General features: G+C 61.3%; 25 protein-coding genes. 10 read left to right on the top strand and 15 right to left on the bottom strand.

Going from position 1 to position 23454, the window contains the following annotated elements:
- Positions 1–8: 8 nt before the first annotated feature.
- Positions 9–767: an SDR family oxidoreductase gene (locus V9T28_RS19285; protein WP_116401584.1), complete on the top strand. Its 759-nt coding sequence runs from the start codon at positions 9–11 to the stop codon at positions 765–767.
- A 109-nt stretch (positions 768–876) separates the two neighbouring features.
- On the opposite strand, the gene V9T28_RS19290 is transcribed toward V9T28_RS19285, so the two are convergent.
- Together V9T28_RS19290 and V9T28_RS19295 are read right to left on the bottom strand one after the other, a co-directional pair.
- Positions 877–1098 (bottom strand): hypothetical protein, encoded by a 222-nt coding sequence (locus tag V9T28_RS19290; RefSeq protein ID WP_116401585.1) that lies wholly within the window; start codon positions 1096–1098, stop codon positions 877–879.
- On the bottom strand, positions 1082–1549 hold the full coding sequence (locus tag V9T28_RS19295; RefSeq protein WP_147306462.1) for a hypothetical protein: 468 nt from the start codon (positions 1547–1549) through the stop codon (positions 1082–1084). The genes V9T28_RS19290 and V9T28_RS19295 overlap by 17 nt, the downstream gene beginning before the upstream one ends.
- A 177-nt stretch (positions 1550–1726) precedes the next feature.
- Between V9T28_RS19295 and V9T28_RS19300 the strand changes: the two genes are divergently transcribed.
- The gene (locus V9T28_RS19300; protein WP_281024277.1) at positions 1727–1855 is read left to right on the top strand and encodes a hypothetical protein; all 129 of its coding nucleotides are present in this window, start codon (positions 1727–1729) and stop codon (positions 1853–1855) included.
- Between the two features lie 111 nt (positions 1856–1966).
- On the opposite strand, the gene V9T28_RS19305 is transcribed toward V9T28_RS19300, so the two are convergent.
- The 3 genes from V9T28_RS19305 to V9T28_RS19315 all read right to left on the bottom strand — a co-directional run bounded on the left by V9T28_RS19305 (position 1967) and on the right by V9T28_RS19315 (position 4779).
- Positions 1967–2971 (bottom strand): NADP-dependent oxidoreductase, encoded by a 1005-nt coding sequence (locus V9T28_RS19305; protein ID WP_116401587.1) that lies wholly within the window; start codon positions 2969–2971, stop codon positions 1967–1969.
- Positions 2952–3866, bottom strand: a complete 915-nt coding sequence (locus tag V9T28_RS19310; protein WP_116401588.1) for an alpha/beta fold hydrolase — start codon at positions 3864–3866, stop codon at positions 2952–2954. Before V9T28_RS19310 ends, V9T28_RS19305 begins: the two co-directional genes overlap by 20 nt.
- Before the next feature lie 97 nt (positions 3867–3963).
- A complete protein-coding gene (locus tag V9T28_RS19315; protein WP_116401589.1) occupies positions 3964–4779 on the bottom strand; it encodes an oxidoreductase in 816 nt (271 codons plus the stop codon).
- A gap of 89 nt (positions 4780–4868) precedes the next feature.
- Here V9T28_RS19315 and V9T28_RS19320 point away from each other — a divergent pair, with 89 nt between their 5' ends.
- Positions 4869–5300 carry a winged helix-turn-helix transcriptional regulator gene (locus V9T28_RS19320; protein ID WP_116401590.1) on the top strand — a complete coding sequence of 144 codons (432 nt, stop codon included), beginning with the start codon at positions 4869–4871 and terminating at the stop codon, positions 5298–5300.
- 1423 nt (positions 5301–6723) lie between these two features.
- Here V9T28_RS19320 and V9T28_RS19325 read toward each other — a convergent pair.
- A complete protein-coding gene (locus V9T28_RS19325; RefSeq protein ID WP_147306463.1) occupies positions 6724–7170 on the bottom strand; it encodes a hypothetical protein in 447 nt (148 codons plus the stop codon).
- Positions 7171–7394: 224 nt separating this feature from the next.
- Here V9T28_RS19325 and V9T28_RS19330 point away from each other — a divergent pair, with 224 nt between their 5' ends.
- Positions 7395–7634 (top strand): hypothetical protein, encoded by a 240-nt coding sequence (locus tag V9T28_RS19330; RefSeq protein WP_116401594.1) that lies wholly within the window; start codon positions 7395–7397, stop codon positions 7632–7634.
- Here the strand turns inward: V9T28_RS19330 and V9T28_RS19335 are convergent.
- Entirely contained in the window at positions 7624–8631 is a 1008-nt protein-coding gene (locus tag V9T28_RS19335) for a C39 family peptidase (protein ID WP_158554832.1), read from the bottom strand. The two genes, V9T28_RS19330 and V9T28_RS19335, sit on opposite strands and share 11 nt — an antisense overlap.
- 189 nt (positions 8632–8820) lie before the next feature.
- Positions 8821–9003: a Flp family type IVb pilin gene (locus tag V9T28_RS19340; protein WP_245424147.1), complete on the bottom strand. Its 183-nt coding sequence runs from the start codon at positions 9001–9003 to the stop codon at positions 8821–8823.
- A gap of 322 nt (positions 9004–9325) precedes the next feature.
- Here V9T28_RS19340 and V9T28_RS19345 point away from each other — a divergent pair, with 322 nt between their 5' ends.
- A complete protein-coding gene (locus V9T28_RS19345) occupies positions 9326–10516 on the top strand; it encodes a CaiB/BaiF CoA transferase family protein (protein ID WP_116401596.1) in 1191 nt (396 codons plus the stop codon).
- Positions 10517–10531: 15 nt separating this feature from the next.
- The gene (locus V9T28_RS19350; RefSeq protein ID WP_116401597.1) at positions 10532–12214 is read left to right on the top strand and encodes a thiamine pyrophosphate-binding protein; all 1683 of its coding nucleotides are present in this window, start codon (positions 10532–10534) and stop codon (positions 12212–12214) included.
- A gap of 99 nt (positions 12215–12313) precedes the next feature.
- Here V9T28_RS19350 and V9T28_RS19355 read toward each other — a convergent pair whose 3' ends face one another.
- The 6 genes from V9T28_RS19355 to V9T28_RS19380 form a co-directional block, all read right to left on the bottom strand.
- A complete protein-coding gene (locus V9T28_RS19355; protein ID WP_116401598.1) occupies positions 12314–13192 on the bottom strand; it encodes a DMT family transporter in 879 nt (292 codons plus the stop codon).
- Positions 13193–13274: 82 nt separating this feature from the next.
- A complete protein-coding gene (locus V9T28_RS19360) occupies positions 13275–13790 on the bottom strand; it encodes a hypothetical protein (RefSeq protein WP_116401599.1) in 516 nt (171 codons plus the stop codon).
- Between the two features lie 163 nt (positions 13791–13953).
- Positions 13954–15777 (bottom strand): monovalent cation:proton antiporter-2 (CPA2) family protein, encoded by a 1824-nt coding sequence (locus tag V9T28_RS19365; protein ID WP_116401600.1) that lies wholly within the window; start codon positions 15775–15777, stop codon positions 13954–13956.
- A 408-nt stretch (positions 15778–16185) separates the two neighbouring features.
- Complete coding sequence (gene tal, locus V9T28_RS19370) at positions 16186–17133, bottom strand: transaldolase (RefSeq protein ID WP_116401601.1); 948 nt, start codon at positions 17131–17133, stop codon at positions 16186–16188.
- A gap of 65 nt (positions 17134–17198) precedes the next feature.
- Positions 17199–17723 (bottom strand): TIGR00645 family protein, encoded by a 525-nt coding sequence (locus V9T28_RS19375; protein WP_116401602.1) that lies wholly within the window; start codon positions 17721–17723, stop codon positions 17199–17201.
- A 156-nt stretch (positions 17724–17879) separates the two neighbouring features.
- Positions 17880–18830: a phosphoribosylaminoimidazolesuccinocarboxamide synthase gene (locus V9T28_RS19380; RefSeq protein ID WP_116401603.1), complete on the bottom strand. Its 951-nt coding sequence runs from the start codon at positions 18828–18830 to the stop codon at positions 17880–17882.
- A 150-nt stretch (positions 18831–18980) separates the two neighbouring features.
- On the opposite strand from V9T28_RS19380, the gene V9T28_RS19385 reads away from it, so the two are divergent.
- Together V9T28_RS19385 and V9T28_RS19390 are read left to right on the top strand one after the other, a co-directional pair.
- Positions 18981–19361: a RidA family protein gene (locus tag V9T28_RS19385; protein ID WP_116401604.1), complete on the top strand. Its 381-nt coding sequence runs from the start codon at positions 18981–18983 to the stop codon at positions 19359–19361.
- A 79-nt stretch (positions 19362–19440) separates the two neighbouring features.
- Complete coding sequence (locus tag V9T28_RS19390) at positions 19441–20211, top strand: MBL fold metallo-hydrolase (protein WP_116401605.1); 771 nt, start codon at positions 19441–19443, stop codon at positions 20209–20211.
- Positions 20212–20213: 2 nt separating this feature from the next.
- Here the strand turns inward: V9T28_RS19390 and V9T28_RS19395 are convergent, their stop codons facing one another.
- A complete protein-coding gene (locus tag V9T28_RS19395; protein ID WP_116401606.1) occupies positions 20214–21374 on the bottom strand; it encodes a serine hydrolase domain-containing protein in 1161 nt (386 codons plus the stop codon).
- Between the two features lie 592 nt (positions 21375–21966).
- Here V9T28_RS19395 and V9T28_RS19400 point away from each other — a divergent pair.
- Positions 21967–22992 carry an aldo/keto reductase gene (locus tag V9T28_RS19400; RefSeq protein WP_116401745.1) on the top strand — a complete coding sequence of 342 codons (1026 nt, stop codon included), beginning with the start codon at positions 21967–21969 and terminating at the stop codon, positions 22990–22992.
- 18 nt (positions 22993–23010) lie between these two features.
- Positions 23011–23451, top strand: a complete 441-nt coding sequence (locus V9T28_RS19405; protein ID WP_116401608.1) for an RbsD/FucU family protein — start codon at positions 23011–23013, stop codon at positions 23449–23451.
- Positions 23452–23454 lie beyond the last annotated feature (3 nt).

The following is a 23454-nucleotide window of genomic DNA, read 5'->3' on the forward strand; positions in this document are numbered from 1 at the left end:
AGGAAACCATGTCTGCTTCGCAAAAGATCGCTCTTGTCACCGGCGCCGGTTCCGGCATCGGCAAAGCCGCCGCGCTGGCGCTGATGGCCGCCGGCCATACGGTTGTGCTGACCGGGCGCCGGCGCGAGGCGCTGGAGGCGGTGCTGAACGAGGGCAAGGCGCGCGGCGGCACCGGCCTTGCCGTGCCGAGCGACGTCACCGATCCGCAATCGGTCGCCGCGCTGTTCGCCACCATCAAGGAAACCTATGGCCGTCTCGACCTGCTGTTCAACAATGCCGGCGTGAACGCCTCCCCCGCGCTGCTGGAAGACCTGCCTTATGAGGAATGGAAGAAGGTGGTCGACACCAATCTCACCGGGCCGTTCCTGTGCACGCAGGCCGCCTTCCGCCTGATGAAGGACCAGAGCCCGCGCGGCGGCCGCATCATCAACAACGGCTCGATTTCCGCGACCGCGCCGCGCCCCAATTCCGTCGCCTACACGGCGACCAAGCACGCGATCACCGGCCTCACCAAGACGACGGCGCTGGACGGCCGCAAATACGATATCGCCTGCGGCCAGATCGACATCGGCAATGCGGCGACCGACATGACCGAGCGCATGGCCACCGGCGTGCCGCAGGCGGACGGCAGCATCAAGGCCGAGCCGCAAATGGATGTGGCCCATGTCGGCCAGGCAATCGTGAATATGGCGAACCTGCCGCTCGAATCGAACGTGCTGTTCATGACCATCATGGCGACGAAAATGCCCCTGGTCGGACGCGGGTGATGCGCCGTTTCGACGCTCTCCCCCGCGCCCGCCGCCGCAGGTCCGTCAGGCCTTTGAAATAATAGGAAAATCTCGCCTATCAGTTCGTTCCCAAAATTGGTTCACATGTTTACCGATCATCGGCCGTCAAATCTTTCAACTCGCGCCGCCAGGCACGCAAATGCGCGCGAATGGCGTTCATTTCGGCGGAATACATGTCGTGTTTCCTGGCGTTGAGCGCGGATTGCCCCTTGCCGCCCGCGCTCTTCGGCCCGGTGGAATGCAGCCAAGGTTTCTGCCGTCGGATGCGCGCGACTTGCCGCGCGCGCCGTGCTTCACTCCACGCTTTCATGCGGCGGCTCGTCCGGCGCGTCCGCGGGCGCGTCGCCATGCGGCGAAGGGTCCGAGATGGCCGCCGCCGGCGCGCCATGGCGCCGGCTGAGGGCAAGATACGTGCTCCGGCACTGATTCTGCGCCGCCAGCGCGACCTTGAGCGTCATGACGCCAACGTCGGCGCTGCCGCACTCGGCGCCCCGGAAGGCCATCGACCAAAACAGCGCATCGAGACCCCCGACCTGCGCCGCCAACCGATATTCGATGGAATCGAAACTGAAATGATAGGGCGGATGGGTCGGCCGCGGCAGCGACCGGGAGGCCGCCGCCAGATTTTCCAAAAGTTCGGCCACTTCCTGTTTGCCCGCCTCGCGCCGCAGCCGCGGCTCGGCCGGCTTGTGGCCGAGCCTGCGTCGCAATTCGTCAATCGGCAACTCCTCATCGGCCGTCGGCCATACATCATCATCCATGCGCAACCTCTTAAGAAAAACAATGTTCATGATATGTTCTTTTCGCTGAATTGTCAAGATTCGTGTTCGATCGTGTCGGTAGCACACGATCTGTCCGGTAAGTCGTGTCCTTTAGGAACGGGGTAGCGGACGTTCCGCCGTTGGCGCTGGCGCTTTGCAACGCAAGGCGAGACCGGCTTGTTGGACCGGCGGCTTGGCAAGGCATCGGGCAAACGCGTGCCAGCGGCGCGCGCGGAGGTGCATCGCCGGCTTGAGAACCGGCTGACCACTGGCAAGCTCGTGCTCAGACCCTGCGACAAGGTCTGAGCCTGATTGAGCTCTCGGTAAATAGACTTTGCGCCGAGGGATATTCACCGATAGGCGCAGAGCCACTGGGGCAGGCGTAAGTTGGCAGTTTACGCTCTGGCTCAAGTAAGCCTAGCCTGTGACTGTGATGACGACCTTGCCCTTCGCGCGCCCGCTCTCGACATAGGCCACCGCATCCGCGGTCTTCTCAAACGGGAACGCCTTATCGACCACCGGTCGGATCGCTCCTGATTCGATCAGCGACGCAATCTCATGCAAATGTCGCCCGTGCGCGCGCATGAACAGGAATGAATAGCGTATGCCGAAATTCTTGGCCTTTTTCCGGACCACTCGGCTCAGCAGGCGCATAGCCAGTTTCAGGAAAAGGTTCATACCGTGTTCCCTCGCGAATGCCGGATCGGGCGGACCGGAAATAGAAATGAGCTGGCCGCCAGGCTTCAGCACACGCAGAGATTTATCGAGCGTCTTTGCATCCTGACTGTTCAGAACGAGATCGTAGCCCGACAGGACCTTCTCGAAATCCTGCGTCTTATAGTCGATGACCACATCCGCCCCGAGACTTCTGGCCAGCTCGGCATTCTTCGCGCTCGTCGTCGTCGCAACTGTGGCGCCGAGATGCTTGGCGAGTTGGATGGCGAAAGTCCCGACACCGCCAGAACCGGCCTGAATGAAGACCTTCTGGCCGGGCTTCACCTTGCCCACCTCGACCAGCGCCTGCCATGCCGTCAGCCCCACCAGCGGGATGGATGCTGCTTCCGCCATGTTGAGGTTTTTGGGTTTCAGCGCCACGTCGGCTTCATCGACGGCGATGAATTCGGCGAATGTGCCGACCCGATGATCGCGCGGCCGCGCATAGACCTCGTCGCCCGCCTTGAACCGCCTGACCTTGGACCCTGTCCTGACAATTGTTCCGGCGACGTCATGCCCCAGGACGAAGGGCGGACGATAGGGAAGAATAAGCTTGAACTCCCCATCCCGGATCTTGGAATCCAGAAGGTTCACAGCCGCGGCGTGAATCCGGACCAGGATATCATTGTCCTGCACTTCCGGCTCGGGCACGTTGGCCAGGCGCAGGGCGCCTTTCTTTTTATATTTGTCAACGACGAACGCCTTCATAGGCTTTCTCCAATCTTGAGGTTGCGGCGGCGTCAGCCGCCAGGAAGGAAAGAGCCTTCGGCACGAAATAGGCGTGGTGTTGGAATATCCCGCCATGCCCCGCGTCTTGGTAGATCACCAGGTCCGCCCCGGGGATGCGTTGCGCCATGTCGGCGCTGTTCACGGTCGGGACCATGATATCGTTGTCGCCATTCGCGATCAGGACCGGGATATTGATCCTGCCGAGGTCCTGAGCCGCCTGACGGCCCCAGGCTTTGATTGCCTTGAGCTGCCGCAGGAACGCGCCTGGAGTGGGACCCTTGTCCCGACCCGCCTTGCGTTCCCTCAGCCGGTTCAGAAAAGCTTTCGCGGCCCGCCGACCATCGGCCGTGGATGTGAAAAACAGATAGAACTTGGGGTCGCGCAGCGTCAGCAGGCCTTTGATCATAAGCGGCCAGGAGACCGCTCCCACCTTCTCGATGCCGATGCCACCCGCCGGACCGGTGCCGGCCAGGATAAGTTTCCGCACAAGACCAGGGGCCTTCAGTGCGACATCCTGCGCCACAAATCCGCCGAGGGAAAAACCGAGCAGATCGACCTTCTCGAAGCCCAACGCTCCGATAAGAGCGATCGTGTCGCGCGCCATTTCGTCGACCGTCACCGGCGCGGTTCCGCCCGACAAGCCGATACCCCGGTAGTCGGTCGCGATGACGCGATGCTTGCTGGCGAGGCCGTCGACGATCCGCGGATCGAAATTGTCCAACACCGCGCCCCAATGGTTGACGAGAATGAGCGGCACGCCGCCCTGGGGGCCCAGGTCTCGATAGGCAAAAACAGTTCCCCCGACATTGATGAAGAGATTGGGCGCCTCGATGTAACTCGCGCCCGACCCGACCAGGCTCAGAGGACTTGTCATTGTTTGCTCCATTCTCCGGCTCGGACCGGAAATCTTGCGATGGAAGGACATCAGGTTGGAGGATTTGTCGCGGTCTGCGCGCCCGAGAAACTTCGGCTCACGACGCCAACCCGAATTGCGCATGCAGGATCTTGTCGAAGAGAGACCGGGGGAGAAAACGCCGGGCGAATGCGCCCTGCCGCGCAGCCTTGCCTGAGGGGTAGCGCAGACGCGGCGTTTTATCGCGCGCCGCCAGCACGATGGTTTCGGCGACGCTTTCCGCGGTATCCGCCACGGCCATGGCGCGCTCATACGCCACGAGATACTTCGCGCGGCTCGCGTCGTAGGCGGCGAGCCGCGTATCGGCGACCACAGTGCTCGTCTCAAACGCGGTTCGCGTGGCGGCAGGCTCGATGACCGCAACGCGCACGCCAAATTCCCGCACCTCATGATCGAGAGATTCGGAATAGCCCTCGAGCGCATGCTTGGTCGCGCAATAATAAGCGTTATAAGGCGCTGGAATGAACCCCAACCCGGAACCAACATTCAGAATGCGCCCGCCGCCCTGCCTTCGCATGATCGGCAGGACCATGTTCGTCACCCGGACGACGCCGTGAAAATTGGTCTCGAACAGCGCGCGAACTTGCGCGATCGAGCTCTCCTCAGCCGCGCCAGTGACCCCGAATCCGGCATTGTTGACGAGAAGATCGATCCGTCCCGCGCGGCCTAAAACCCCGTCGACAGCGCTCTGCACGGACGCGTCGTCGGTCACGTCGCAGATCAGCATCGTGATCGCACCCGCGGTGTCAGGCGTCGGCTTTCGGCTCGTGCCGAAGACGTGGTAGCCGGCGCGCCGCAGCGCTTGCGCCGTCGCCAGCCCGATGCCGGAGGAAGCGCCCGTGATGAGGGCGACGCCGCGTTCTGTCTTGCTCATGGGTTTCGACCTTCATTTTGTCGTGGACCATCGGTGAGCAACGAGTTACTATCATTTCAATACTAAGTCACTACCAAAAAGATACTGACATGAAAAATCTTTCTGACCAGCCATGCCTGATCGCCAGGAGCCTGGCGCTTGTGGGGGACGCATGGAGCATGCTGATCATGCGCGACGCCCATGCGGGGCTGACCCGCTTCGATGATTTCCGCAAGAGCCTCGGCATCGCGCCGACGATGCTGACGGGGCGGCTTGCAGCCCTGACTGACGAGGGGCTGCTGGAGAAACGCCGCTACTCCGACCGTCCGCCACGGGACGAATATGTGCTGACGGAAGCCGGCCGCGACTTTCTGCCGGTTCTGTTTGCGATCGGCGCGTGGGGACGCAAGCATCGCGGCGGGGGTAAGGTGACCCGTTTCTTCGACGCGGAGATCGGAACGGAGATCGATCCCGTCACCATTGATCGCGCGACCGGCGCTCCGGTCGGAACACGTCCCATTCGTATCGCCGCAGCGGAATGAGCAGCCCGCCGCAGGGAATTACGACGACAGTGCGTTTAATTCAAAACGAACGAGCAGGTGCGGCAATTAAGTACGCTGCCACCGTAATTCCCGTGTAGAGCGTGGCCGCGGCACAAACGGCCGAGGAATCTAACGAATGAAGTTTCCACAGTTCCTATTGCCAATATGCGTCATCGCTCTGTGCTCATGCCCGGCGTGGGCGCACGAGTATAGGTATGACACGCCGCTAAAACGTTCCTGTAATTTGAAGGCCAGGAAGGCTTGGCCGACCCATTACATTCCGAGGGGAAATACGGGGATACTCGACGATGCAAACTCAAAGCCGCGCAGAGAGTTCTTTCACAAGTGCATCGGCGACGCCTGACCTATTTGAATGAAGCTGTTCGACATTGCCGAACGGCGGTGATCGGATCATAGTCTCTACGCATGTGCAGTCGGGTATTCATCCTGGGCACTATCGGCAAGGTGAAGAGCACGGTCATGCAATGGCTCGGAAAAGTATCGGGTTTCATTGTCGGCACATTGATTATCTTTTGGCTTTGGCGGGAGCTTGGAGCGCTTTCGACAATTATAATTTGTATCGCTGTACCTGCCATCACGCGCACCGTAATGGCGAAACGGTCGGGCTTGAAATGACAACGAGCCGCAATCCCGACGACGAGGGACCAGAAGACAAGGCGGCGTGTGTCGGGGCTGTTAGTGCCGCGTGGAAGGTGAAGGATTGATGCCCTCTTGGTTCACGTTTGGCAATGTCATTGAAGCGGGAATTGTCTGCTGGTGCGTGTTCTTTTGGAGCCGCCATTGGTACAGGACGACGCACTGGCAAAGGATTAGCGCAGGTGTTGTGTCTGCTGAACGAATTGACGTGGGCGACGACGCGCCAAGGTGGCGTACCCGCGTAACATTTGACGTGAATGGTAGAACGATTGTCAACGAGATCGAGACGCATCGCAAACATTCGGCCGGAGGTAAGCTGGACATATTTTATGATCCCAACGAGCCTGAAAAGATCGAGCCAATTCGGCATTCGTCATCGCTTATTCTGACTGTCGGAATCATTGGTTGGGTCATCTACAAGCACGTCAACTAAGCTTGGAAGCACTCGGCTACAGCCCCGGCTAATTCAGTGGAAAAATCCGAAGAGGCACCAGATACACGGGCGAACCTACTTTGCCCCCCGGAATTGGGGTGGCAGTGCATTTAATTCAAAACGAAAAAGCAGGTGCGGCAATTAAGTGCACTGTCACCCTAATTCCGTGAATTCTGCGCCAACCGCAGCAATCCGATCGACCGGGATTTGCGAGCAAAACCACGGAGCCGCGCCGCTCTTAAAAGCGGGCGCGGCAACAGAATACTCGGGTGTTGCCCTTGACGCGCTCTTCAAGGCGGGGGCACCCCCTTTAACGGCGCCGCCATGCAAAGGTTAGAGCTTGTCTTCGACTTCCTTCCAAAGCTCTTCGACGCCCGCAAGCCAACCTTCGAAATAGGGTTCAGAAAGGTTCGGCTCGCCGTCGAAGAACTCCTCCAAGGTCAGTTCCATTTCCTCGCAATATTGGCTCACGGTCGGCGAATGTTCGCGGTTCTCTTCCAGGAATTTGATGGTCCGCTTTATCTCGCGATAGCTGGCGGTATGTGCCGCCCAATTTCGCCCATCTTGCTTTCCCTCTGCAATGTCGTCAGCGATTGCTTGGGCCTTCGAAGCCCGGAGGCGCTCGATAACAGCTTCCATGTCCTGATTCTTTCTGGATTTGTGGGAAAAAACCACGGACTGAAAAGCGCTTTGCGCCAGCCCCGACCAGTTTTCTTTGTCCCCGATCGCATCCATTTCCTCTTTCAAGGTTTCGGGAACCGATATGCTCATCCTTGCCATGCCTAGACCTTTCCTCATGGTCAAATGCATATTATCAGGACCATGCGCATCGCAATTTCATTTTCCATTTTATGCGCAGCATTTTTTTCAGATGCCTATCATGCGCATACAAGGACGTTAGCCCGTGCGGACCTGCTTCGCCCGCGCTGTCTCCCACAGTTGGAATTGACTCTCCCCGGCATTTCGTTCTTAATATGTTCACGTTCAAGATTGAGAGAAAGACGATGGCCGAGGCAGCGCTACAGCTCGTCCCGAAGGACGAGTTGCGCGTGAAAATGGACACCATTTTGCACGCATTCAAAGGTGATTACGACGAAGCACTACGGGCGGTTCTGGCCGAGCTGATCGCAGTGCAGGGACGCACAGAGGCCGCCGTGTCCTTTGGCTACGTGCGCGGCGATCTGATCAATCATGCCAGCGATCGGAAAGCGGACGCCGCCTCGAGCGCGTCGCTCAAATCGTAGGTCCGGCGACCACCTCGAGGTAGTTCCCGGCGGCCCAACTGAACGTGCCATAGGTGTCCCACCTCTGCACGATCAGGTTTGGCACGCTCACCGGATCGTCGCCGACTTTGCGCTCCCCATGTAGTTGCGCGTTGAAGATCCCCATCGAATTGCATTCGAAGGGCGGCATCATGCCGCCGGCATAGGTCAATTTCGAGCCGCCGAACCAGGGATCGACATACATGAAGTTCATGCCGCCCTTGTCGCAGCCGACGATGACGACGGTGTGGCCGCCTGCGTCCCAGGCGATGAGCTTGTGCTGGTGCGGCATCATCCCCACCGGCGAATCCAGCACGCCGACCCGCACCGGCGTGCCTTTGGTGAGCAGCGCCACGATCTTGTTGCGCACCCTAGTGATGATCTCCGAGCGGTATTTCACGTCGAAACGGCTGGACACCCGGCTCGCGCCGAGCGGCTCGTGGTAGGGATGCGTGTAATCGAGGACATTGACGTCGCCGAACAATTCGATCGCGCGTCCCTTCGCGACGGCGCCGCACATCATGTAGCCGAACTTGTGCAGGTTCGGCTTGCTGTTCTGGTCGAAGATGTTGCCCTCCTGATCGTACAGGAGCTGCTGCACGCGCAAGAGTTTCAGCGCGTCGCCGGCCCGGCAGAGGTTCGCCAAGAGATCAATGTCCATGCCGGGATGATTTTTGAACTCGCCGGCGAAAACGGCGATGTTCGTCTGATGTCCCTGGGCGTCCTGGCCTTGCACGTAGAACGAGTCGGCGGTGCTGGCCTTGATGGAAAAGCCGAGCTTGCGCGGCGTGCGATCGAGCACGGTCACGGTGAGGGTGGGCTTGAAACCGACGACGCTGCGGCTGTCGGCGCCGGGACCTGTCGGCGCGATGAAATCCAGCGTCAATTGCACGCCGGTGGGAAGCCACACCATCGGCTCCCCCGCCGTGTTCTTCGCGAAGAATTGGCCGCCGGATCCGGGAACTTCGAATGTCGCCATGGCGTGAACTCCCATGCGCGGTGTTCACGTGAAGGAGATCAGAATATCGGATCTCGGCTCGGTTGCAAGAAATCCGAGCGATTGCAATCGGTCTTGGCGCGGAATACGCGCGATTGCGGCATGCGTCTGCTGGCGGACCTTTTTGATCCGCCGTCAATCAATGCCTTCGCACAGCGTATAGACCGGGTGTTAGTTCGTCGACGAGATCCCCGAACTGAGCGCCGCCCACTGCGCGGAAACCCACCCGCCAACCGTCACGATCGTGGTGATGACGGCGACCAGAAGAATGCCGAGCAGCACGGTGTATTCGACCAGTGACGCACCATCTTCGTCTTTTGCCAGTCGATTCAGAATGACCAACGCTTTCAACATATTGCCCCCTACCCCATCAACCACCAGGCCCCTATTCAATATAGCACGGTCTGGTTCGATTTGATTATGAGGTAGTTCACATATCGATCAAATATCTTTTGCAAATCTGAAAGTTGTCGCGTGAAAGGCCGCGTCGCGACCCGGTACGATAGACTGCTCGCCAGCTTCCGCGGCTTTGTCCGCATCGCGGCCGCGTGCCGATGGCCCAGATCGTTAAATCGTCGCCACGAGCTGGAGCATTTTGCGCTCTTTCAGAATCGGATATTTGCTCTAAGGTTCAGCCCGCAATGGCTTCAGACCGTTTCCAACCGAAGAACATTTCATGCAAGCTCCCCTCTCCGGTATCAAAGTCCTCGAACTCGCACGCATTCTCGCCGGCCCCTGGGTCGGGCAATTGCTGGCCGACCTTGGCGCCGATGTGGTGAAGGTGGAACGCGCCGGCGCCGGCGACGATACGCGCCATTGGGGGCCGCCCTTTGTCGAGGGCGTGGACGGCGAGAATCTCGGCGCCGCCTATTATCATTCGTGCAACCGGGGCAAGCGCTGCATCACCGCCGATTTCGAGACGCCCGAAGGCCAGGAACTGGTGCGGAAGCTGGCCGCGCATGCGGATGTGGTGATCGAGAATTTCAAGGTCGGCGGCTTGAAGAAATACGGGCTCGATTACGCTTCCCTCAGCGCGATCAATCCACGCCTCGTCTATTGCTCGATCACCGGCTTCGGCCAGGATGGCCCTTACGCGCCGCGCGCCGGTTACGACTTTCTGGTGCAGGGCATGGGCGGCGTGATGGACCTGACCGGCCAGCCCGACGGCCCGCCGAGCAAGACGGGCGTGGCGATCGCCGACATTTTCACTGGCCTTTATGCCGCCAACGGCATTCAGGCGGCCTTGTTGCGGCGCGAGCGCACCGGTGAGGGCGCCTATATCGATTGCGCCCTGCTCGACGCGCAGGTCGCGGTGCTCGGCTATCAGGCGCTCAATTATATGGTTTCGGGCAAGGAGCCGCGTCGGATGGGCAACGGCCACCCGAATATCGTACCCTATGACGTCTTCCCGGTCGCCGACGGCCATATCATCATCGCCACCGGCAATGACGGACAATATCGCAAGCTCTGCGAGATTCTGGGCGACAGCGCGCTTGGGCTCGATCCGAATTTCGCCTTGAGCAAGGACCGCGTGATCAACCGCGTCGCGCTGACCGAAAAGCTGCAGGCCTTGACGCGCCGTTTCACCCGCGCCGACCTGCTGCCGCGGCTCGACGCGGCCGCCGTGCCGGCAGGGCCGATCAACGGCGTGAAGGATGTGCTCAAAGATCCACAAGTGATCGCGCGCGGCATGCAACTCTCGCTCGCCAATCCGAACGCGAAATCCGGTGCGACGCCGGGCCTGCGCTCGGCCATCGTCATGGATGGTCAAGGCATGGCGAGCGACCGGCCCGCGCCAGCGCTCGGCGAACACACCGACGAGATTTTGAGCGATCCCGCCTGGGGCGCCCTTTCTGCAAAAGCTTAATCAAGAGACCCGCGCATGACCAAAGCCAACTCCCGCACCGGCGGCCAGATTCTCGTTGACCAGCTCGCCATTCAGGGCGTGAGCGATGTGTTCTGCGTGCCGGGCGAATCCTATCTCGCCGTGCTCGACGCGCTGCATGATGCCGCGATCAAGATCACCATCTGCCGCCAGGAGGGCGGCGCCTGCATGGCGGCGGACGCGAGCGCGCGGCTGACCGGCCGGCCCGGCATCTGTTTCGTCACGCGCGGCCCCGGCGCGACCAACGCGTCGCCCGGCATTCACATTGCCGAACACGATGCAGTGCCGCTCATCCTGTTCATCGGCCAGATCGAGCGCGGCATCCGGGAGCGCGGCGCCTTTCAAGAAATGGATTACCGCGCCGTTTTCGGCTCCTTCGCCAAATGGGTGACGGAGATCGACGATCCGGCCCGCATTCCTGAAATCGTTGCGCGCGCCTTTCACGTCGCCTGCCAGGGCCGGCCCGGTCCCGTCGTGATCGCGCTGCCCGAGGACATGCTGACCGAGCACGCGAGCGTCGCCGACGCGCCTTATATCGAACCGGCCGTGACCTGGCCGGGGCTGACGCAGATGGCGCAATTGCAGAAGCTGTTGTGGGCGGCGGAGCGGCCGATCGCGATTCTCGGCGGTTCGGGCTGGAGCGAAAAGGCTTCGCAGAGCTTCCAGCGTTTCGCCGAACGGTTCGCGCTGCCGGTCGCGACATCCTTCCGCCGCGCCGCTCTGTTCCCCGGCGCGCATCAAAATTACGCCGGCGAAATCGGTATCGGGCCCAATCCGAAATTGCGGGCGCGGATCGAGACCGCCGACCTCGTGTTGCTCGTCGGCGGGCGCATGTCGGAAATGCCCTCGCAATCCTATTCTCTCTTCGACATTCCCGTGCCGCGGCAAAAGCTCGTGCATGTGTATGCGGACGCCGAAGAGCTTGGCCGCGTCTATCATCCGACGCTTGCCATTCATGCGAGCCCCACCGCCTTTGCGGCAGCGCTCGAAAGCGTACAGCCGCCCAAGGCCATTGCGTGGGTGCAGACGCAAGCTGAGGCGCGCGCAGAGTACGAGGCCTGGACGAATGCAGCGCCGCCGGTGCCGGGCGCGGTGAACATGGGCGAAGTCTCGCTGTGGCTGCGCGACCATTTGCCGGCCGACACGATCTACACCAATGGCGCCGGCAATTACGCGATCTGGCCCGGACGGTTTCTGCGTCATGGCTGGATCACGCAGCTTGCGCCGACCTCCGGCTCCATGGGCTACGGCATGCCGGCGGCGATGGGCGCGAAACGGGTTTGCCCCGAGCGTACCGTCGTGTGCTTTGCCGGTGACGGCTGCTTCCTGATGAACGGCCAGGAATTTGCGACCATGGCGCAGTACGACCTCGCCGTGATCGTCATCGTCGTCGACAATGGCATGTACGGCACGATCCGCATGCACCAGGAGCGCGAATATCCGGGCCGGGTGTCGGGCACCGAGCTCAAGAACCCCGATTTCGCCGCTTATGCACGCGCTTTCTGCGGCCATGGCGAGACCGTGGAGCGCACGCAGGATTTTGCCGCCGCGTTCGAGCGTGCTGAGGCAAGCGGCAAGCCGGCGATCCTTCACGTGAAAGTCAGTCCGGAAGCGATCACGCCGACGACGACGCTGAGCGCGATCCGCAAGGCGGCGGAAGAGCGGCAGGTCAAGTCGTGAGAGGAGCAGGACCGCGAGCAAATAACACGATAGCGCCGTCCCGGCGCTTGCGACCGGGACGCTCGCGGTCCTGTACAATTCCGCAAAGCACACCGCGTTCTAGCGGCTCTCCCACAGCACGTGGCCGCAGACGGCGCACAGGACGATGGTGCCGCCGACGATCGTTGCAATGCCCGGAATATCGCCGAACACCGCCCAGACCCAGAAGGGGGCGAGCGGCGTTTCCAGCGCGCCGAGGAGCGCCGATTCGCTCGCCGGGATCATCTGCGCGCCATAGCCGAAGACGATCATGCCGAGCCCCATATGGGCCGCCCCGAACAGCGCGATCGCGGTGACATCGAAGCTGCTCGCCGCCAGCGGCGTCGCGAAGGGCAAGCTGAGCAGCGAGCTAAAGAGGGCAGCCAAGACGCAGCGCTCGACGATGAAGGCCGAGATATAGGCGCGGCCGATCACGATCATCACGCCCATCAGCGCCGTCATGAGAAAGGAGAGGATGTCGCCCGAGAGATGGCCCTCGCCAGCGCCCCAACCAAGCATCAAGGTCACGCCGGCAAGGGCGATGAAGCTCGCGGCCATCGTCGCGGCGCTTGCGGCTTCGCGCACGACGGCCCAGGCGAGCAAGGCGGTCACGAAGGGCACCGTCGCATAGATGATGGACACATGCGCGACCGATGTATGTTTCAAAGCAGCAAAAAAGGCGAGCATGGCGAGCGCCGCGCTGAGGCTGAAGGCCATGTCGGGCCAACCCATGCGCCGGAACGACGGCAACGTCTCGCCGCCCTTCTGCCAGAGGAGGTAGCTAAGACCGGTCGTTGCGCCGAAGATCCCGCGCCAGAACAGAATCGTCCAGGAATCAAGCTCGACGACGCGGGCAAAAAGTCCGGCCGTGCTCCAGACGATCGTCGCCAGCACCACCAGCGCGAGGCCGATGCGACGTTGACGCGCGGAACCGGCTTTAGGCAGAGTCAGAACGGACATGGGCGCTCCCCTTTGTCAGGAGAGAATGCCACGTCCGTGTCAAGATGCGTCAGGAATAAAGCGGCTGAGCGATTCTAAATCGTCACCAGAACCGCAGACGGCCCGCCTGCTGCGCCACGCCGTCGGCCACCTGACCGGGTGACGGCAGATAATCGACCGCCGGAATATAGTGCCGCAAAGAAAAGCCCTCCGAGGCGGCGGGGATGGACTGCCGCTCCGAGGGAGCAGGCGCGAAGAGCGGGCGCGGCGGCGGCAATTGCGCGACCGTGTGGAGGATCGGGCGTGGGTGCGCTTTCTTGACGGCGGCAACCAGTTTCGACGCCGGCGGCATATAGGTTACGTCCGGCAATTTGCTCACCGTCACATGCGACAGCGCGACCTGGTTGATGAAGCTGGCGACCGCCGCTTCGTCACTCTGCACGCGCTCGCTGAACTTCGGCGTGAAGGATGACGCTTCAAGTTGCCCCGTCGGAGCGGTCAACGCGCTCATCGAGAGCGCAGCAATGCCACCGACGCCGCCAAGGATCACCAGTCCGGCCAAAAAGGCCGGAGCCACCGGGCTAAGAGCAAAAGCAGGCCGATGCACCAGCGCGTCCATAAGCAATCTCCTGAATCATTTGAGACACCATCATTCGCGGCGCTTTACGGCGCGATTGCGGCGCGCTTCGACCGGCTTTGCGGCGATCCCACGTTATTGCTGTGGTTAGGGTCGAAACTCAATCATGGATGGCATCTGGACGCGGCCAAATTGAGTTTCGCCCCTAAGCTTCGCCCTCGACGGATTTTTTCGGCTTGTTCATGTCCTTCACGCGGGTCGACATGCGAATCGCGTGGCGCGGTTTTTCGCTCGGCGACGCCTTTTGCAGCAATTGCCGGTACTCGTCGCGCTTCTCATGGATCGAGGCGATCACATAGCCCATCGGAATGCCGATATCGACCAGCACCGCCTCGGACAATTGCAGACTGGCTTCGATGGTTTCGGGAATCGCGTCGCTCGCGCCCAATTGGTAGAGATGGGTGGCATGCGTGGCATCGCGTGCACGGGCGACGATGGTCAGATCTGGCCGCATCTTGCGCGCTTCCTCGACAATGAGTTCTGCGGCCCGCGGCGCATCCATGGTCACGACCAGCGCGCGCGCATGGGCGATGCCCATGGCGAACAGAAAATCCGGCCGCGTCGCGTCGCCCCAATAGATCGGCACGCCCGCGTCGCGCGCCGCGGCCACGAGCTTGGCATCGCCATCGACGGCGAGAAATTCCAAATTGTGCCGCGTCAACATATCGCTCACCAGCCGCCCGACGCGGCCATAGCCGATGATGAGAACGCGGGCCCTCGTTTCCTCGGCGCTCGGCGGAACGAGCAGCGCCGGATCGATCGTCGGGGCCTTGCGCGGCGCCCGCGTGGAGAGCGGCGCGAGGAACGGAATCGCGAGCATCGATAGCGTGACCGCCAGCATGACATTGCCCGCGGCGGAGGATGACAACAGATTGTTGGCGGCCGCGGCGCCGATCATCACGAAGGCAAATTCGCCGCCGGGTCCGATCAGCAGCGCCGTTTCAAAGGCAGCGGCATGGGATTTGCCGAGCAGCCGGGCGAGCCCATAAACGATAATTGCCTTGATCACGACGAAGGCGATGGCGATGCCGAGGGTCAGATAAGGCGCCGCGATCACGTGAGACAGGTCGAGCCCCGCGCCGACTGACACGAAGAAGAGCCCGAGAAGCAGGCCTTTGAACGGTTCGATCGTGACTTCGAGTTCGCGCCGATATTCGGTCTCCGCCAGCAGCAGGCCGGCGATGAAGGCGCCGAGCGCCATGGACAAGCCGCTCGCCTCCGTCACCATGCCGGTGCCGAGCACGACGAGCAGCGCCGCCGCCATGAAAAATTCGGTCGAACGCGACAGCGCCACATGGTGGAACAGCGGACGCAATACCAGGCGGCCTATACCGACCAGCAGCGCCAAGGCGATCACGGCCGGTGCCAGCGCGTAGAACAGGCCCACTCCAAAACCCGATTCGGCCCGCGTGCCCAGCACCGAGACCATGAACAAGAGCGGCGCGATCATCAGATCCTGAAACAACAGGATCGCAAAACTCGCGCGGCCGGCATCGGTCGCGAGCCGTTTCGTCTCGACCAGGATCGGCATGACGATGGCGGTGGAGGACAAAGCGAGCGCCGCGCCGATCACCAGCGACGTCCCGGTCTTCTCCCCAAGAACGACGCCCAGCGTCGCGATGACGAGAATGGTGACGAGAACCTGCAGCGCGCCAAGCCCGAACACCAATTTGCGCATGCGCTTTAAGCGCTCGAACGACAATTCGAGCCCGATCATGAACAAGAGGAACACCACGCCGAACTCGGCGAATTGGGCGATCTGCTCGACGCTCGAAAAGCTGACATAATCGAGGATCGGCCAGCGATCGGCGAGAGCGCCGAGGCCGTGCGGCCCAAGCAACACGCCTGCCCCGATATACCCGATCACCGGACTGATGCGCAGTCGCCGGAACACCGGTGCGACAAGGCCCGCCGTACACAGGAACAGCAGCAGTTCCTTATAGGTCTCTAACGGGTGAGCCGGCGCCAAATCGATCCTTCCTGCGAAGCATTCGCACCAGAATGCCCGACGCGGAGAGATGTGTCACCCGGTCAATTCACCGTGTCGCCGTCTTTTCCAAGCGAGACGTGCGCTCTTATGCCCGCGCGGCGCACGGGTGTGCAGTTAAATGTACGCGATGATTGTGCGCGCCCTTCTCCCATTGGGAGAAGGTGGCTTGCAAAGCAAGACGGATGAGGGGACGCGGAATCATCATTGGCTCAACTCTTGCTGCGGCTAATCTCGCAAGGGTGTCCCCTCATCCGACCGACTTCGTCGGCCACCTTCTCCCTCTGGGAGAAGGGGTCGCGCGTCATCGCTCTACAAAGGTTTCCTCACCCCCTGCCCCATGTGCGGCGGAGAAGTGCGACATTGAAACGCAGCCGAACGCGCGCGATTCTACCCCAAACGTTTCGCGACCATTTCGCGCAAGGTACGCAGATCCTTGGCGAAAGCGCGGATACCTTCGGCGAGCTTTTCGGTCGCCATCTGGTCCTCGTTCAGGGCCCAGCGGAAGGCTTTCTCGTCGAAGATGAGTTTGGGCTGCGAGTCGCTCACGCTGTCCGGCGACAGGCGACGCTCCAACGTGCCCGTGTCCTTCGACAGAGCATCGAGCAGAGCGGGCGCGATGGTGAGGCGATCGCAGCCGGCGAGCGCTTCGATCTCGCCGGTGTTGCGGAACGAGGCGCCCATCACCACGGTCCTGATGCCATGGGTCTTGTAATAGGCATAGATCTTGCGGACCGATTGCACGCCCGGATCATCCTCGGCGGTAAAGGTCTTGCCCTCGGCCTTCACATGCCAATCGAGGATACGGCCGACGAAGGGCGAGATCAGGAAGACGCCGGCGGCGCCGCAGGCAACCGCCTGGGCCAGCGAGAACTGCAGCGTCAGATTGCAGTCGATGCCCTCTTTCTGCAGGACCTCGGCGGCGCGAATGCCTTCCCAGGTCGAGGCGAGCTTGATCAGAATGCGCTCGCGCCCGACGCCGCGCGACTGATAATCGGCGATCAGCGCTCGCGCCTTGACGATCATGGCCTGGGTGTCGAAGGACAGATCGGCATCGACTTCGGTCGAGACACGGCCGGGAACGATTTTGGAGAGCTCGACGCCGACATTGACGGCGAGCCGGTCGGTCACTTCGCCGGCGGTGCGCGCATGCTTGCGGCCCCAATCGACGGCTTCGTCGACGAGATAGGCATAGGCGGGCATTTGCGCCGCCTTGAGAATGAGGGTCGGATTGGTGGTGCAATCCTGCGGGCTGTAAGCGCGGATCGAATCGATGTCGCCTGTGTCGGACACGACGACGGTCATGGATTTCAATTGATCGAGTTTCGAGGCGGACATGTTGTTCTCCTTGGCATCATTGTAGCGCGCGGCGCGCGTTGGCGGAAACCCCGTGAGACGTTGGTTTAATGGCTTTTGCCCATCCTATCGATCCAGGCCATGGCGAGTACCGATATGAGGAACGTGATCTGGATGGCGACCTGCCCGGCGACCGCCGTGGCATCGATCGCCGCTTCGCCGGTCGCCATGCCGCCAAGCCCCATGAACGTGCGCAAGAGATGGATGGACGAAATGCTGACCAACGCCATCAGCAGCTTGGTCTTGATCCCGCTCGCATCCACGTGGGAGATCCATTCGGGCCGGTCCGGATGCTCGTCGAGCACCGACAGGCGCGAGACGAAGGTCTCATAACCGCCGACCACGACCATGACGATCAGATTGGCGACCAGCACCACATCGATCAGGTCGAGCACGATCAGCATGATCTGGGTGTCGTTGAACGTATTGGCATCGACGACGAGATGGATGAGTTCGCGGAAGAATTTGTAGATATAGACGCCTTGCGCGGCGATCAGTCCCAGATAGAGCGGCGCCTGCAGCCAGCGGCTGGCAAAGATCGCCCGCTCCATCCCTCCGACGACTGACTTCATTCCGCGTCTCCTTCCGCCGGTAGCTACCTATAAACGGAAATGGGGCCGGCTCAAGGCCCTCCTGCCGCGGTGCGACACTGGCGGCCGGACGGAACGGCTCAAACAGGTATAGCCAATTGATTATATAGGCTGTTCCCGCCCTTCCACGACCGCCGCTCAGAAAAACTGCGCCAGATTCCCGCGGATGCGCGCCACCGGGTCCTCGCCCACGGCCGGCGGCTGGAAAGCCTGGCCGGTCACCGTCTCAAAAGCATGGACGTAGACCTGCGTCGTCTGCTCGATCAACGTGTCGGGGATCGCGGGGATCGGCTCCTTGTAGGGGTCGCAGCGCGCCGCCACCCAGTTGCGCACGAAATCCTTGTCGAAACTCTCCGGCTTTTCGCCCTTTTCGAACCGCTCGGGATAGCTCTTCGCAAACCAATAGCGGCTGCTGTCGGGCGTGTGGATCTCGTCGGCAAGCAGGATGCGGCCCTGCGGATCGGTGCCGAATTCGTATTTGGTGTCGACCAGAATGAGCCCGCGCTCGCGCGCCAGCGCCTGGCCGCGCGCAAACAGCGCCAGCGCATAGTCCGCCACCTTGTCCCATTGGCTTTTGGCAAGAATGCCCTTCTCCACGATCTCCTGCGGCGACAGGGGCTCGTCATGGCCGCCGTCGAAGGCTTTGGTGGTCGGGGTGAGAATGGCCTGCGGTAGAATTTCATTGTCGCGCAAACCGTCGGGGAAATGCACACCGTAAATGTCGCGTTGGCCCCGCTTGTACATGGTGAGCACCGATGTCGCCGTCGTGCCGGCCAGATAGCCGCGCACTACGACTTCCACGGGGAGAATATCGAGCTTCTGCCCGACGACCACATTGGGATCGGGATAGGCGAGCACATGGTTCGGGCAAATGTCCGCCGTCCGTTCGAACCAGAATCGCGCCATTTGCGTTAGGACCTGACCTTTCAGCGGAATGCAGGCGATGGCGCGGTCGAAGGCACTCAAACGGTCGGTTGCGATAATGATCCGCCGGCCGTCGGCAAGATCGTAATTCTCGCGCACCTTGCCGCGATAATAATTCGGCAGTTCGGGGATCACCACTTCGCGGACGGCGGCATATTCGGACATGAAGAACCTAGCCTTGCAAAAAACCTGACGGGCAAAACGCCTGCCCTTTCTTTTAGACAAAAGGGGAGCCGAGCGCCACGACGATCGGTGCTATAGTTCCCCGCCGCACGCGCCGCCGGCTGCAGTCGGCGCGGCGAAAGGGAGGACCCTATGAAAAAGGTCGTCGATTTCGGGCTGCCCAACGTCGGCCGCCCCATGGAATGGGCCATTCTTGCCGATGGAATCCTCTATACGACCTTGCTGCCGATCTTTGCCGACGGCACTTTTGAAACGGGCGATATTCGCAAGCAGACCGAGCTCACCCTCGACCATCTCAAACGGGCCGTGACCGCTGCGGGCGGCACCATGGAAGACGTGACGCAAGTCGTTGTGCATTTGCCGCATCCGGACGATTTTACCGGCATGAACGAAGTCTATGGGCGGTATTTCTCCCAGCCTTATCCGCAACGCGCGACCCTGGTCACGAAACTGATCATCCCGCATGTACGGATCGAGATCATGGCCTACGCCCATATTGCGGCCGCGAAATAATCCCATTGGTCCACACATGGACAATGACGGCTCCGCTTCTATCTAAGCCTGTCCGCGGTTTTGTGGGAAGGGAACCGACATGTCCGATGCCGTCACACTCACCTTGATCGGCGGCCCGACGCTGCTCGTGGAAATTGCCGGCCTGCGTTTGCTGACGGATCCGACCTTCGACGCGCCGGGCTCGTATCAGGGAACGGGCATCGTGCTGACGAAGCTCACCGAACCCGCGCTGCGTGTCGAGGCGCTGCAGCCCATCGACGCGGTTTTGTTGAGCCACGATCAACATTTCGACAATCTCGATCATGCCGGCCGCGCGATGCTGCCTCAGGCGCGCCATGTGCTGACGACGCAAGCCGGTGCGGCGCGCCTTGGCGGCAATGCAACGGGCCTCGCCCCGTGGGAAAGCATCACGCTGCCGGGAGCGGACGGCCGAGTGCTGCAGGTGACGGCGGTGCCCGCGCGGCACGGGCCGGTCGGGATCGAACCGATCAGCGGCGATGTGGTCGGCTTCGTCGTGCAAGGGAGCGGCGGTCCGGCCGTCTATATTTCCGGCGATACGGTTTGGTACGAAGGCGTGGCCGAGGTGGCGAAGCGATTCGATATCGCCGTCGCCATCCTGTTCACAGGATCGGCGCAGCCGCGCGGCGCATTTCACATGACGATGGACAGCAACGACGCGATCGAGGCGGCGCATGCGTTCGGCACGGCGACGATCGTCGCCGTGCACAACGAAGGCTGGGAACATTTCGTCCAGAGCCAGGACGATTTGCGCAACGCTTTTGCCGTCGTCGGCCTCGGCGAGCGGCTGCACATGCTGCAAAAAGGTGTCGCGGCGACGTTGAAAGTTTAGGCTCAGGGCGTCGTTGCGGGCAGGACGAAACGATTCAGCACGACTGTGCCCGGCGTACCGTCGTCCATAGGGCCGCTATACATGCCGGCATGCACCAGCACCACGAGATCGAGCGCAGGGACGATGAACAATCTTTGGCCGCCGGAACCAAATCCCGCCGCCCAATCGACCTCGTGCAGATTGACGAGCGAGCGCCCGAGCCAGAATTGATAGCCGAAGAAATAGGGGCCCGGGCCATTGATATGCGGCGCCGTGGCGTCGTCGATCCAATTGGCAGATATGATTTGCGAACCGCGCCATACACCCTTCGCGAGGACGAGCTGGCCGATCTTGAGCGTGTCGCGCGGCAAGAGACGCAAGCCCGACGCGGCGATGGGTTCACCCGTTTTGGGATAGCGCGCCCACTCGACATTGGAAATGTTGAGCGGCTTGAACAGAACCTCCTCGGCGAGCGTATCGATGGTTTTGCCCGTCGCCTGATGCAGAATGCAGGCGATGACGGCCGCCGATCCGCCGCTATGGGCCCAGACCTTGCCCGGCTGATGATCGATGGGCTGCTCGAGCGCGTAATGGCAGGGATCGTCCGCCTGATCCATGCGCGTGTCGCTATTGGCCGGATTGCCGTAAGGCGCTCTTTCGTTCCATGCGAGGCCCGATGACATGGTGAGGAGATCGCGCAGCACGATCTTGTCCTTTTCCGGCGTGCGCAGATCGGTGTAGTTAGGCAGCAATGTGAAGACCGGCAGATCGACGTCGTGGACCCAACCCTTGTCGATGGCGATCCCGAGCAGCAAGGCGAGCACGCTCCTGGTGATCGAGCGCAGGTCATGCGGCATGGTTGGTCCGAAGACGGCTTTGGGGATTGGCTCACCCCATTTCTCGTCGGGTCCGGCATAATATTGCTCAAAGACCAGCTTGCCATGCCGCGCGATCAGAATCGCGTGGATATTCGCCTCTTTCCAGTCGCCGATCCGGTGCGCGAGATCGCACAGGATGGCCGCGTCGATGCCGACGCTCGCCGGCGTCGCAATCTCCCATCCGTCCTTCTGATTGCCGGGCACGCCGCAAGTGGGCTGTGCGGCCGCCATGCCACCCGTCATCGTGCTAAGTGCAATCACGCCAAGGACCAAAGCAGCGGCGGTGCGGATCAGCTTGGCACGCATGACACAACTCTCAACGCTGTAATGCGCAATAGGGCTCGCGGCAGCACGAGGGCCAAAAAATGCTGCTGGATATGTTAGTCAAAATACCGCGGCACAAACAAGAAATTTCCGCCGAACCGCACCATAGAATCAATGCGCTTGACCGAAAAACAAAGATCAATCCGAGAGGTCGGAAAATCGGAGAAGCCAGCCAAAGTCACGGCGCTCGCCGCCGCCTCAGCGACGTGGCCACCAATGTTTGTTCGGTCGCGGCGCCGCATCGGGTCCGCTTCGCCGCAGGGCTCGCTTGAATGCTGCAGCAGTCGCGTCGAATGCGATCAAGTCAGGTCTCATCGAATATATTATAATAATGACAGGCTATCCCCCTCCGGTTTATATTTGTATTGAATCAGTTTATTTTTATTCAAACAATTCTAACCTATGCGAAGCCAAAAAAGCACGTGCTTCGGGCATCCGATAGTGTGACGATCTGCGTTCGTGCCGCAGGTCGCCCATCCGCGTTTCGCGTGTTGACCAAATTCATGCCGCGCTTAAGCTGCCATGCTAGAAGACAAATCATCGGGAGCAGGAGATGGCGGCGACCAAGGCACGCATGAAAACGCGCAAATTCACGACCAGGAACGGCGCCGTCCTCAATTTCACCGAACTTGGCTTTGGCACTGCGCCGCTCGGCAATCTCTACCGGCCGCTGACCGAAAAGGATGCGCGCACGACGCTCAATGCCGCCTGGGATGTCGGGTGCCGGGTGTTCGACACCGCGCCGCTCTACGGCCTCGGCCTTGCGGAGACGCGGCTCAACGGCTTTTTGCGCGAGCACGCGCGCAAGGATTATATCCTGTCGACCAAGGTCGGGCGGCTGCTCACGCTCACGCAGCCGGACCGGCGCACCGGCATCGGCAAGTTTTTCGACACACCCGCGCGCCAAGAGGTCTACGATTATTCCTATGACGGCGTGATGCGCTCGATCGAGTTCTCGCTCGAACGCCTCGGCGTCGATCAGATCGACATTCTGCTCTGCCACGATGTCGATATTTTCACCCATGGCTCGAAGGCCGAGTCGGACCGGCGCATCGGCGAGTTCATGGCCGGCGGCTACAAGGCGCTGCACAAATTGCGGGACGAAAAGGTCATCAAGGCCTTCGGCGCCGGCATCAACGAATGGCAGGTGGCCGAGACCCTGGCGCGCGCCGGCGATTTCGACCTCTTCCTGCTGGCCGGGCGCTACACGCTTTTGGAACAGGAGGCGCTGACCTCCTTCCTGCCCTATTGCGAGGAAAAGAACATCGGCATTCTGCTCGGCGGGCCTTACAATTCCGGGATCCTCGCGACGGGCCCGAAACCGGGCGCCTTTTACAATTACGATCCCGCGCCGCCTGAAATCCTGGAGCGCGTCGCGCGCATTGCGCAAGTGTGCAAGGCGCATGGCGTGAAGCTCGCGGAAGCGGCGATTCGCTTTCCGCTTGGGCACAAACAGGTCGTTTGCGTCATTCCCGGCGGACAAAAGCCCTTGGAAGTCAAACGCAATGCCGCCATGTTACAAAAGCGTATTCCTGCTGCTCTATGGCGTGATTTGAAACGTGAAGGGCTGATGCGCGCCGATGCGCCGACACCGAAGTAGGAACAGTAGGAGAGAAAAATGCTGAAAGGAATTGACCCGATTCTCTCGCCCGAGCTTCTGGCCGTTTTGCGGGAGATGGGTCACGGCGATGAGATCGCCATCGTCGACGCGAATTATCCCGCGGCCAGCGCCGGCCCGACCGTGGTCCGCCTCGACGGCGTCGCGGCGACCGAGGCGCTGGACGCGATTCTTTCGCTGATGCCGCTCGACGATTTCGTGCCGGAAGCGGCCTGGCGCATGGAAGTCGTCGGCGCGCCGCATCAGGAGCAGCCGATCTTCGCCGAGTTCCGCAATATCATCGCCGCCCGCGAGGGCGATTCCTTCGAACTCATACCGCTGGAGCGTTTCGCCTTTTACGAGCGCGCCAGCGATGCCTATGCCATCGTCTCGACCAGCGAGCGCCGGCTGTATGGCAATGTCATCCTGAAGAAAGGCGTCATAAGGTCGGAGGAAGCCTGAAGG

Origin of the sequence: Methylovirgula sp. 4M-Z18 (assembly GCF_037890675.1) — a bacterium.
GTDB lineage: Bacteria > Pseudomonadota > Alphaproteobacteria > Rhizobiales > Beijerinckiaceae > 4M-Z18.